Here is an 11,639-nt window from a genome sequence, read left to right as displayed (position 1 = left end):
AAGCAGCCCGCCATGGCCGACTCCTTCGCTCACCTGCACGTGCACACCGAGTTCTCGATGCTGGACGGCGCCGCCAAGCTCAAACCGCTGTTCGCGGAGGCGGAGCGGCTGGGGATGCCCGCGGTGGCGATGACCGACCACGGGAACATGTTCGGCGCCTACGAGTTCTGGCAGCAGTCCAAGAACTCCAACGTGAAGCCGATCATCGGCATCGAGGCCTACGTGGCGCCGGAGTCGCGCTTCCACAAGAAGCGCGTCTACTGGGGGCGCGGCGACAAAGGGGACGAGTCCGCCGAGGGCGGCAAGGACATTTCCGGCGGCGGCCGCTACCTCCACATGACGATGATGGCCGAGAACGCCGTCGGCCTACGCAACCTGTTCAAGCTCTCCTCGCTGGCCTCCATCGAGGGCTACTACATGAAGCCCCGCATGGACCTGGACCTGATGAGCCAGTACAGCGAGGGCATCATCGTCAGCACCGGATGCCCCTCCGGCGGCGTCCAGACCCGACTCCGACTGGGACAGCAGGACGAGGCGGTGGCCTACGCCGGTCGCCTCCAGGAGATCTTCGGCAAGCAGAACGTCTACCTGGAACTGATGGACCACGGGGTACCGATCGAGCGCGAGGTCCGCGACGGGCTGCTGGAGGTGGGGCGCCGGCTGGACATCCCCCCTCTGGTCACCAACGACTCCCACTACGTCTACGAGAGCCAGTCATCGGCGCACGACGCGCTCCTCGCCGTCGGTGTCGGCAAGAACCTCGACGACCCGAACCGGTTCAGGTTCAACGGTTCCGGCTACTTCCTGAAGTCCGCCGACGAGATGCGGTCCCTGAACAACTTCGACGAGTGGGCGCGCGGCTGCGTCAACACCCTCGAGATCGCCGAACGCGTCCAGGCCGGCGTCTACGACGAGATCTTCGCCCACCGAGACAGGATGCCCCGGTTCCCGGTCCCCGACGGGGAGACGCAGGAGACGTGGCTGCGCCGCAAGGCCTACGAGGGGGTCGACAACCGGTACCCCTCCGGCGCGGGTGACGACGTCCGCGAGCGCGTCGACTACGAACTCGGCATCATCAACGAGATGGGTTTCCCGGCGTACTTCCTCGTCGTCGCCGACATCTGCCAGTACGCCCGCCGCAACGGGATCGCGCTGGGTCCCGGACGTGGGTCCGCCGCCGGTTCCATGGTGGCCTTCGTGCTGGGGATCACCGACCTTGACCCGCTCGAGCACGGTCTGCTGTTCGAGCGGTTCCTCAACCCCGAACGCGTGTCGATGCCCGATATCGACCTGGACTTCGACGAGCGTAAGCGCGCCGACATGATCCGCTACGTCACCGAGCTCTACGGTGAGGAGCGGGTCGCCCAGATCCTCACCTTCGGCACGATCAAGGCGAAGGCGGCCGTCAAGGACTCCACCCGCATCCTCGGCTTCCCCTACGCGCTCGGGGACAAGATCACCAAGGCGTTCCCGCCGGCCGTGCTCGGCAAGGAGATCCCGCTCTCCGCCGTGCACGACGAGAACCACGAGCGCTACGTCGAGGCCACCGAACTCCGGCAGATGATCGAGTCGGAGCCCGATGTCAAGACGGTCATGGACACCGCGACCGGTCTGGAGGGACTGACCCGCGGCACCGGTGTGCACGCCGCTGGTGTGATCCTGTCCGCCGATCCGGTCATCGACGTGATCCCGGTCCACATGCGCGACACCGACGGTGCCATCATCACCGGCTTCCCCTACCCGCAGTGCGAGGACATGGGGTTGTTGAAGATGGACTTCCTGGGGTTGCGCAACCTCACCATCATCGACGACGCCATCCAGAACGTGAAGGCCAACGAGGGCGTCGACATCGACTGGACCCAGATCGGGTCCGACGACCCCAAGACCTACGAGCTGCTCTCCCGCGGCGACACCCTGGGCGTGTTCCAACTGGACGGCACCGCGATGCGGGCCCTGCTGCGACGCATGGAGCCCAGCGCCTTCACCGACATCATCGCCGTCAACGCCCTCTACCGGCCCGGCCCCATGGCGGCCAACGCCCACAACGACTACGCCGACCGGTCCAACGGGCGCCAGGACGTCACCCCGATCCACCCGGAGCTGCACGACGCCCTCGACCCGATCCTGCGCGAGACCTACCACCTGCTGGTCTACCAGGAGCAGATCATGGCGATCGCCCAGCAGCTCGCCGGCTACAGCCTCGGCGGCGCCGACCTGATGCGTCGCGCCATGGGCAAGAAGAAGGCGGAGGTCCTGGAGAAGGAGTACGAGAACTTCCACCAGGGGATGCTCGACAACGGCTTCTCCGAGGACGCGATCCGCACCCTGTGGGAGGTCATGCTCCCGTTCTCCGGCTACGCCTTCAACAAGTCCCACGCCGCCGGGTACGCGATCCTGTCCTTCCGTACCGCCTACCTCAAGGCCAACCACCCCGCCGCCTACATGGCCGCGCTGCTCACCTCCGTGGGCGACGACAAGGACAAGATGGCGGTCTACCTCGCCGAATGCCGCCGCATGGGCATCAAGGTGCTCCCCCCCGACGTCAACGACTCCGGCCTGCGTTTCACTCCGGTCGGACGAGACGTTCGCTTCGGCCTGGGCGCGGTGCGCAACGTGGGCGCCAACGTCGTGCACTCGATCGTCAAGACCCGCAATGACAAGGGCAAGTTCAGCTCCTTCCCCGACTTCCTCAGCAAGGTGGAGATCGCGGCCTGCAACAAGCGCGTGGTGGAGTCCCTGATCAAGGCCGGCGGATTCGACGAGTTGCAGCACACCCGCCGCGGTCTCTACCTGCGCCACGAGGCGGCCGTGGACGCGGTCACCTCCACCAAGCGCCAGGAGGCCATCGGCCAGTTCGACCTCTTCGGCGCGGCGGAGGACACTGAGGAACCCGCGGCGCCGCTCGGGCTCGACCTCGACTTCGACGCCTCGGAGTGGAACCGCAAGGAGAAACTCGCGCTGGAACGCGAGATGCTCGGCCTCTACGTGTCCAGCCACCCGCTGGCCGGCGCCGAGCGGGTCCTGGCCCGTTCCTCCGACATCCCGATCGCGCAACTCGTGGCCGGCGAGGTCCGAGAGGGCGAGGTCCGCATCGCCGGCATGATCTCCAAGGTCGAGCGGCGCACCAACAAGGCCGGAAACCCGTGGGCCATCGCCACCGTCGAGGACCTCGACGCCTCGGTGGAGGTCCTGTTCTTCCCCAAGGCCTATCCGCTCTACACCCACGAACTCCTCGAGGACAACGCGGTCACGGTCAAGGGCCGGGTGAACGAACGCGACGGCACCTTCAGCATGTTCGCCTCCGAGCTCGCACCGCTGGACGTCTCCCACATCGAGGAGGGAGAACCGCCGCTGCTCCTCACCCTGCCCCAGCGAAAGATCACTCCGGACCTCGTCGCCGACCTCAAGCAGGTGCTCCGGGAGAACCGTGGCGACACTCCCGTGCGGCTGCGCGTGGACTCCCCGGCGCGGTCGTGGATCCTCGCCCTGGACGACTTCCCCATCCGGTACGGAACCGAGTTCTCCGGTGAGATCAAGAGCCTGCTCGGAGCGGACGCGGTGCGATACTGAGTGGGCCGGGACGCGTCGGAGGGACACCGGTGTCGTTCGTCACCCGCCGGGAGACCGGCGGGTGGATGGCGAGGGGCGCACGGTGGGACGCCACGACGGGGGAGCGGCTGCGTGGGTACGGGGGGTCAGGTGGTCGGTGTGCGGTACGACGCGGGGACGGTGGCGCGTCCGTCGCGGACACCGTCGACACGGGCCGGAGACGACGTCGAGCGCCAGGGCGCCGGTGACGACACGATGAGGTGCGTGTGGGAGGCCTGAGGCGACACCTGGTCCTCGGCGGCGCGACGGCCGTGGCCGCCGCCGTTCTCGGCCCGCTCGTCGGAATCCTGTGGTGGTGGATCGTCCCACGGGACGAGACCACGGTGGGGCCGGGCGGCGAACTCCAACCCCCCGAACCGACCACACTGCTCTTCCTCGACGAGGCGTACTTCAGTGTGCTGGGCGCCGTCGTCGGCTTGGTGTGCGGGATTCTCGCCTATCTCGCGCAGTACCGAGCCAGCGCCGCCTCCGGGACGGACCTGCGACTCGCGGGCCTCGTCGGCGTGACGCTCGGGACGGGCCTGGCAGCCGTGCTCGCGTGGCGCACCGGCCTCGCGCTGGACGCCGGAACAGTGGCGCGGGCCATGGCGGACGCGGGGGAAGGAGACACCGTTCCGGTCGCGATGGAGCTACGCGCCTACGGCGCGTTGCTGCTGTGGCCCTTCACCGCGGTCCTGCAGTACGGGGTGTTCGACGCGGTCAGCATCATCCGTCGGGACCTCGGTCACCACCGCGGGAGCCGCCCGCCGGTCACCAGCGGCCCCCGCTCCGACACCGAGTAGCGCTCGGCCGCGCCGGCGCGGCCGGTCACGAGACCGCCGGACCCGCCGTCTCCGGCGTCGGCCCCGACTCGGCCTCGGCCGCCGTCAGCTCGCGGGCGACGAACTCCTCCACGTGGAACAGGCTGCCCTGGGCGCGGCGCACCACGGTCACCAGCGTTGACATCGTGGCGACCTCCTCGGTCTGTTCCCGCAGGAACCAGTGCAGGAACTGCTCGCCCTGGTGGTCCCGCGCCTCCCGGGCGGCGTCGACCAGCGCGTAGAACTGCTGGGTCACCTCGCGCTCCTGCGCGAGCGCCAGCTCCACGACCTCACCCACCTCGGAGAAATCGTTGCGGACCGGCCCGCTCCCGGGAATTGCCGCGGGAATGTCGTGGTCCACGAGATGCCGCACGATCATCATCGCGTGGTCGCGTTCCTCGAGTGCCTGTCGGTAAAAGAAGCCCGCGAGTTGCGGCAGCTCCAACCGGTCCAGCCACACCGCGATCGCGACGTATTGCTGCGAGGCCGCGAACTCGTGTCCCACCTGGTCAATCAAGAGTCGCTGGAATTTTGTGAGTTCCGTCGTCTGGGTTTCCGTCGTTGTGCTCATACCAATGAGGCTACCCCCCGAAAATTGCGACGTCGAATGGGATATCCGCGATTTCCATCACTAAGGCAAGCCTTTTCTTTCGTCAATTGATAAGGCTTCCCAAAGTTAGTTGAGCCTTTCCTCGCCATCGGCTCGCGAGCGTGGCGAACCGGCCGGCGGTCCGGGCCAACGCAGGCGCGTGCGACGGGTCGGCGGGGAGCGCGGCGGGCCACCCCCAGAGGAGGAAAGAGACGAGAGGGAGGAGACGGGCCGGGCCGCGCCCGCGAACTCGCGTGGGGCGGCCCGGCCCAGGGTCACACGCTCATACAATGGCCCCGTGGACCTCACCATTTCCCGAACGGACCTGCGCGACGACCCACGCGACCCGCGAGGCCTGCTGCCACGCGCGGAACTGGACGTCGCCGCGGCGCTGGACCTCGTCCGTCCCATCTGCGCCGACGTGGAGAAGCGCGGCGAGGAGGCACTCTTCGACCTCGCCGAGCGGTTCGACGGGGTCCGCCCCCCGCATCTGCGGGTACCGACCGAGGACATCCGCGCCGCGCTGCGCCAGGAAGAGCCCGCGGTGCGCGCCGCGCTGGAGGAGTCGATCCGGCGCGCCCGCCAGGTCCACCGGGACCAACACCCCAGCGACCACGTCACCCAGGTCACGGCCGGTGGGACCGTCACCGAACGCTGGGTCCCGGTCGAACGCGTCGGACTCTACGTGCCCGGGGGCGTCACCGCGCTGCCCTCCAGCGTCGTGATGAACGTCGTGCCGGCCCAGGAGGCCGGTGTCGCCTCGCTGGCCGTCGCCTCACCACCCCAGGCGGAGTTCGATGGCGGAGTGCACCCCACCGTGCTCGCCGCCTGCGCCCTGCTGGGCGTCGAGGAGGTCTACGCGGTGGGCGGGGCCCAGGCCGTCGCCATGTTCGCCTACGGGGCCGGCGAGTGCGCCCCCGCCGACCTCGTCACCGGGCCCGGCAACATCTACGTGACCGCCGCCAAACGGCTGCTCAAGGGACGGATCGGCATCGACGCCGAGGCGGGCCCCACCGAGATCGCGGTTCTCGCCGACGACACCGCCGACCCCCGATTCGTGGCCGCCGACCTCATCAGCCAGGCCGAACACAGCGAGGACGCCGCGTCGGTCCTGGTGACCGACTCCGTGGCCCTCGCCGACGCGGTCGAGGTCGAGCTGCGCCGCCGCGTCCCCACCGAACGCCACGCCGCGCGGATCACCGCGGCCCTGAACGGACCCCAGTCCGGGATCCTGCTCGTGGGCGACGTCGACCAGGGGCTGCGGGTCGTGGACGCCTACGCGGCCGAACACCTGGAGGTCATGACCGCTGATGCGCGGGGTGTGGCGGCGCGGGTCCGTAATGCCGGTGCGGTGTTCGTGGGTGGGTTCGCTCCGGTGTCTCTGGGGGACTACTGCGCGGGCTCGAACCATGTGCTCCCCACGGGGGCGAGCGCTCGGTATTCCTCGGGGTTGAGTGTGCTCACGTTCCTGCGTCAGGTCCATGTGGTCGATTACGACGCCGAGGCGTTGTCCGCCGTCGCCGACCAGGTGGTCGCGCTGGCCTCGGCGGAGGATCTGCCGGCGCACGGCGCCGCCGTGACAGTACGCACCAGCGACGACCGCGACAATGGAGACTCCACACCGTGAGCGACCTCTCCCACCTGCCGATCCGGGACGACCTGCGGGGGACCAGCCCCTATGGGGCGCCTCAGCTCGCGGTCCCGGTCGCGCTGAACACCAATGAGAACCCCTACGCGCCGTCACCGGAGCTCGCCGCGGCGATCGGCCGCGCCGTCACCGACGCGGCGACCGGGCTGAACCGTTACCCCGACCGGGACGCCGTCGTGTTGCGCACCGCGTTGGCCGACTACCTGGGCCACGGCCTGGGACATGAGAGCGTCTGGGCCGCCAACGGCTCCAACGAGGTCCTGCTGCAGATCCTGCAGGTGTTCGGTGGGGCGGGGCGCAAGGCGGCGGGGTTCGAGCCGTCGTACTCCATGCACCCCGTGCTCACCCGGGTCACCGGCACGGAGTGGATGAGTCTGCCCCGGGAGTCGGACTTCTCCATCGACGTCGACGCGGCGCGGGTCGCGGTCGCCGTGCACCAACCGACGGTCGTGTTCATCACCTCGCCGAACAACCCCACCGGTACGGCGGTGCCGCTGGAGACGGTCGAGGCGATCGCGAGCGCGGCGCCCGGCATCGTCGTCGTGGACGAGGCCTACGCCGAGTTCCGGCGCGAGGGGACGCCCAGCGCGTTGTCGCTGCTGCCCCGCCACCCGCGTCTCATCGTCTCGCGCACCATGTCCAAGGCGTTCGCCCTGGCCGGCGCCAGGGTCGGCTACCTCGCCGCCTCGCCGGCCATCGTCGAGGCGCTGCAGTTGGTCCGTCTGCCCTACCATCTGTCGGCCATCACCCAGGCCGTCGCGACCACCGCGCTCGCCTACCGCGAGGAGCTGCTGTCAGGTGTCGACCGGTTGCGCGGCGAGCGCGACGCGTTGGTCGCCTGGCTGCGGGAGCGGCGCTTCGCGGTCGCCGACTCCGACGCGAACTTCATCATGTTCGGGGTCTTCGACGACCGCACCGCCGTGTGGGAGGCGCTCCTGAAGCGGGGCGTGCTCGTACGTGAGGTCGGCCCACGGGGCTGGCTGCGCGTCACGGTGGGAACACCGCAGGAAATGACCGCCTTCAAGGAGGCGTTGACCCAGGTGACACGTTCCTGAGTCGGGACGGGTCCACCTCAACCAGGAGAACCATGAGTCGCATCGGCCGCGTCGAACGCGCCACCAAGGAAACCTCGGTCAAGGTCGTCGTGGACCTGGACGGCACGGGTGTCGCCGACGTGCACACCGGCGTCGGATTCTTCGACCACATGCTCGACCAGCTGGCCAAGCACGGGCTGTTCGACGTCACGGTTCGCACCGAGGGCGACCTCCACATCGACTCCCACCACACGATCGAGGACACGGCCCTCGCGCTGGGGGAGGCGTTCCGGGAGGCGCTGGGCGACCGGTCCGGGATCCGCCGGTTCGCCGACGCCAAGGTGCCCCTCGACGAGGCGCTGGCAGAGGTCACGGTGGACGTCTCCGGGCGCCCCTACCTGGTGCACACCGAACCGGACATGGCCCCGACGATCGGTCGGGACTACGACACCACCATGACCCGACACGTGTTCGAGTCCTTCGTCGCCCAGGCGCGTATCGGATTGCACGTCCACGTCCCCTACGGACGTAACGCCCACCACATCGTCGAGGCCCAGTTCAAGGCGTTCGCCCGGGCGCTGCGCGCCGCATGCGAGCCCGACCCGCGGGCCCAGGGCATCCCCTCCACCAAGGGCGTTCTGTAATGCCGGAACTGTGGGGCGTGCTGCTGCTCGCCGTCGCGGGGTTCCTCGTCGGCGGAACGATCGCGTTGTGGAAGGTCAACCGGATCCTCGGCGGTCTGCTGGCCGTGGCCGCGGTGATCGCCGTCGTGGCCGGGGCGACGCGGCTCGGCTATGTTTGAGCGGCGGCCGTGCCCGCGCCGCACGACGCGAAGGGCAGGAGAGCGCCAGTGAGTGTCTCGGTCGTCATCCTCGACTACGGGTCGGGGAACCTGCGCTCCGCCGAGCGCGCCCTGGAGCGCGCTGGCGCCAGCGTCGAGGTCACCGCCGACCCGACGGCGGCGGTCGAGGCCGACGGGCTCGTCGTCCCCGGCGTGGGCGCGTTCGCCGCGTGCGCGCGGGGCCTGCGCGCGGTGGGCGGGGACCGTGTGATCGGGCGGCGGCTCGCCGGCTCGCGTCCGGTCCTGGGAATCTGTGTGGGGATGCAGATCCTCTTCGACCGCGGCGTCGAGCACGGCGTCGAGACCGAGGGGTGCGCCCAGTGGCCCGGGACGGTGGAGCGCCTCGACGCGCCCGTCGTTCCCCACATGGGATGGAACACGGTGGACACCCCGCCGGGCTCGGCGCTGTTCGCCGGGAGCGACCCCACCGACCGGTACTACTTCGTGCACTCCTACGCGGTGCGCCGATGGGAGCTGGACACCTCGGGGACGGCGATGGCCGCGCCACTCGTGACCTACAGCACGCACGGAGAGCCGTTCGTCGCCGCCGTCGAGAACGGGCCGCTGTGGGCGACCCAGTTCCACCCGGAGAAGTCCGGGGACGCCGGCGCGCGTCTCCTGCGCAACTGGGTGCGCACGCTCTGATCCCGGGGGCGCCGCCCTCGGCGAGCACCCACCACCCTCGCGGGTAGGGAATGCGGCGTTCGGCCACCGTACTCACCGCCAGTTGGGGCGTGCGCTTCCCATGCCCGTGATCTGGGTGATCGCGACATCGTCACGCACGAAAAGGGATTTCTGGTCGGATTCCACAGCTTTTGCCCAGGTGAGAGCCGTGTGTCAGAATGCGCAGCGCCCACCGCACCGTGGTTCGCGGTGGGCGACCCCGTATCCGTACCGCACAAGTTGAGGTAGCACATGCACGCGTCCCCTTCCGGCCCCCCGCCAAGCCCGCAGCGACCGCCCGGCAACTGGATGGTCCCCGCGATCGTCTCCCTGCTGTGCTGCTGGCCACTGGGCATCCCCTCAGTCGTGTACGCGAGCCGGGTGAACAGTGCCTGGAACGCCGGCGACTACCACGGCGCCCAGGAGGCGAACCGCAAGGCCAAGCGCTGGGGGATCATCGCTCTCGTCTCCGGTATCGCGTTCTGGTTGCTCTTCTGGCTCGCCTGGGTGTTGTTCCTCGGCGCGCTCTTCACCGCCACCGACGCGGCCGTCGACGAGCTGGACCAGCTCGACCAGGAGATCCAGCAGGAACTCGACGAACTCGAGGAGCTCGACGAGGAGCTGCAGCAGGAGCTCGACGAGCTGGAGAACCTCGACAACTGATCCTGGTGGGCACCCGGCGACGCCGGAGGAAGCCGCGGGCCACTACCCGTACGCTCTCCGACGTACCACCACCGGGTGCCCCGACCTGAGGTCGATCGGCCACCAATCCACCCACCAGCCAGTACTATCGGGCACGACGACGAGGGAACCGAGGAACCACCACATGCCCAAGCTTGAGCTGCTTCCAGCCGTGGACGTCGCCGATGGACAGGCCGTCCAGCTCGTCCAGGGGGAGGCGGGATCCGGAGGACGCTACGGCGACCCACTGACCGCCGCCACCCGCTGGCAGGAACAGGGCGCGGAGTGGATCCACCTGGTCGACCTGGACGCCGCGTTCGGACGCGGCCACAACCGCGCACTCCTCGCCGACATCGTCGGTCGCCTCGACGTCAAAGTCGAGCTCTCCGGCGGCATCCGCGACGACGAGTCCCTGCGCGCCGCACTCGCCACCGGTTGCACCCGGGTCAACATCGGCACCGCCGCGCTCGAGGACCCCGAGTGGTGCTCCAAGATCATCGGCGAGTTCGGTGACCGGATCGCGATCGGTCTCGACGTACGCGGGACGACGCTCGCCGCCCGTGGCTGGACCCGCGACGGCGGCGACCTGGAGGAGACCCTCGACCGCCTCGAGTCCGACGGTTGTGCCCGCTACGTCGTCACCGACGTCACCAAGGACGGGACACTCAAGGGCCCCAACCTCGACCTCCTGCGCCGTGTCTGCGCCCGCACCGACAGCCCCGTGGTCGCCAGCGGCGGGATCTCCAGTCTCGAAGACATCCGCGCCATCGCCACCCTCGTGCCCGACGGTGTGGAGGGTGCCATCACCGGCACGGCGCTGTACGAGGGAGCCTTCACCCTGCCCGAGGCGCTCGCCGCGGTGAGCGCGCCGTGACCCTCGCCGTCCGCGTCATCCCCTGCCTGGACGTCGACGCCGGACGCGTCGTCAAGGGCGTCAACTTCGCCAACCTGCGCGACGCCGGCGACCCGGTCGAACTGGCGCACCGCTACGACGCCGAGGGCGCCGACGAGCTCACCTTCCTCGACGTCACCGCCTCCAGCGCCGACCGGGAGACCACCTTCGACGTGGTGCGCGACACCGCCGAACAGGTCTTCATCCCCCTCACCGTCGGTGGTGGAGTGCGCAGCGCCGACGACGTGAACCGGCTGCTGCGTGCCGGTGCCGACAAGGTCGGGGTGAACACCGCCGCGATCGCGCGCCCCGAACTCGTCGCGGAGATCGCCGAACGGTTCGGCCGCCAGGTGTTGGTGCTGTCCGCCGATGTGCGTCGCGGCTCGGGGAGCACCACCAGCGGGTTCGAGGTCACCACCCACGGCGGACGACGAGGCACCGGGATCGACGCCGTTGAGTGGGTCGCGCGCGCCTCCGAACTGGGAGCGGGCGAGATCCTGCTGAACTCCATGGACGCCGACGGCACCCGTGCCGGCTTCGACCTGGAACTGATACGCGCGGCGCGCGCCGCGGTGGACGTCCCCCTGGTCGCCAGCGGCGGCGCCGGCGCGGTCGAGCACTTCCCGCCGGCGATCGCGGCGGGCGCCGACGCGGTGCTCGCCGCGAGCGTGTTCCATTTCGGTGCCTTCACCGTGGACGACGTCAAGGTGGCGCTGCGCGCCGCTGGATACCCCGTGCGCTGATCCGGGCACCGGCCGTTCGACACCGCCGGTGGCCAGGTTTCCCTCTCGCCGGTCGCGACGTCCCCGCTGGTGGGGGACGTGGGACGCAAAGAATCCTTGACCGCGGCCGCGTGAACGTGACGCAGCTCTCCCGCATCTT

At 69.6% G+C, this 11,639-nt stretch carries 11 protein-coding genes; 10 read left to right on the top strand and 1 reads right to left on the bottom strand.

Translation table 11 applies throughout. The features are described 5' to 3' along the window. Positions 1-12: 12 nt before the first annotated feature. Together dnaE and J4H86_RS04800 are read left to right on the top strand one after the other, a co-directional pair. The gene (dnaE, locus tag J4H86_RS04805) at positions 13-3,570 is read left to right on the top strand and encodes a DNA polymerase III subunit alpha (RefSeq protein WP_236542296.1); all 3,558 of its coding nucleotides are present in this window, start codon (positions 13-15) and stop codon (positions 3,568-3,570) included. A 245-nt stretch (positions 3,571-3,815) separates the two neighbouring features. After that, a complete protein-coding gene (locus J4H86_RS04800; RefSeq protein WP_236542295.1) occupies positions 3,816-4,391 on the top strand; it encodes a hypothetical protein in 576 nt (191 codons plus the stop codon). A 25-nt stretch (positions 4,392-4,416) separates the two neighbouring features. Here J4H86_RS04800 and J4H86_RS04795 read toward each other — a convergent pair whose 3' ends face one another. Next, positions 4,417-4,980 (bottom strand): ferritin, encoded by a 564-nt coding sequence (locus J4H86_RS04795; RefSeq protein ID WP_236542294.1) that lies wholly within the window; start codon positions 4,978-4,980, stop codon positions 4,417-4,419. Positions 4,981-5,296: 316 nt separating this feature from the next. Between J4H86_RS04795 and hisD the strand changes: the two genes are divergently transcribed. From hisD to hisF, 8 genes are all read left to right on the top strand, one after another. After that, positions 5,297-6,625 (top strand): histidinol dehydrogenase, encoded by a 1,329-nt coding sequence (hisD, locus tag J4H86_RS04790; protein WP_236542293.1) that lies wholly within the window; start codon positions 5,297-5,299, stop codon positions 6,623-6,625. Then, positions 6,622-7,701, top strand: a complete 1,080-nt coding sequence (locus J4H86_RS04785) for a histidinol-phosphate transaminase (RefSeq protein ID WP_236542292.1) — start codon at positions 6,622-6,624, stop codon at positions 7,699-7,701. Before hisD ends, J4H86_RS04785 begins: the two co-directional genes overlap by 4 nt. Positions 7,702-7,733: 32 nt before the next feature. Further along, the gene (gene hisB, locus J4H86_RS04780; protein ID WP_236542291.1) at positions 7,734-8,324 is read left to right on the top strand and encodes an imidazoleglycerol-phosphate dehydratase HisB; all 591 of its coding nucleotides are present in this window, start codon (positions 7,734-7,736) and stop codon (positions 8,322-8,324) included. Further along, positions 8,324-8,482, top strand: a complete 159-nt coding sequence (locus J4H86_RS04775) for a hypothetical protein (protein ID WP_236542290.1) — start codon at positions 8,324-8,326, stop codon at positions 8,480-8,482. The genes hisB and J4H86_RS04775 overlap by 1 nt, the downstream gene beginning before the upstream one ends. A gap of 48 nt (positions 8,483-8,530) precedes the next feature. Beyond that, positions 8,531-9,166, top strand: coding sequence for an imidazole glycerol phosphate synthase subunit HisH (hisH, locus tag J4H86_RS04770; RefSeq protein ID WP_236542289.1), 636 nt, complete (start codon positions 8,531-8,533; stop codon positions 9,164-9,166). 270 nt (positions 9,167-9,436) lie between these two features. After that, positions 9,437-9,847 carry a CD225/dispanin family protein gene (locus J4H86_RS04765; protein ID WP_236542288.1) on the top strand — a complete coding sequence of 137 codons (411 nt, stop codon included), beginning with the start codon at positions 9,437-9,439 and terminating at the stop codon, positions 9,845-9,847. Between the two features lie 163 nt (positions 9,848-10,010). Continuing rightward, on the top strand, positions 10,011-10,739 hold the full coding sequence (gene priA / locus J4H86_RS04760) for a bifunctional 1-(5-phosphoribosyl)-5-((5-phosphoribosylamino)methylideneamino)imidazole-4-carboxamide isomerase/phosphoribosylanthranilate isomerase PriA (protein WP_236542287.1): 729 nt from the start codon (positions 10,011-10,013) through the stop codon (positions 10,737-10,739). Further along, the gene (hisF, locus tag J4H86_RS04755; protein ID WP_236542286.1) at positions 10,736-11,500 is read left to right on the top strand and encodes an imidazole glycerol phosphate synthase subunit HisF; all 765 of its coding nucleotides are present in this window, start codon (positions 10,736-10,738) and stop codon (positions 11,498-11,500) included. The genes priA and hisF overlap by 4 nt, the downstream gene beginning before the upstream one ends. The last annotated feature ends 139 nt before the right edge of the window (positions 11,501-11,639 follow it).

The organism is Spiractinospora alimapuensis (assembly GCF_018437505.1).
Lineage (GTDB): Bacteria > Actinomycetota > Actinomycetes > Streptosporangiales > Streptosporangiaceae > Spiractinospora > Spiractinospora alimapuensis.
The sequence above is the reverse complement of the archived record's forward strand: the minus strand, read 5'-3'. Positions and strand labels throughout refer to the sequence as shown.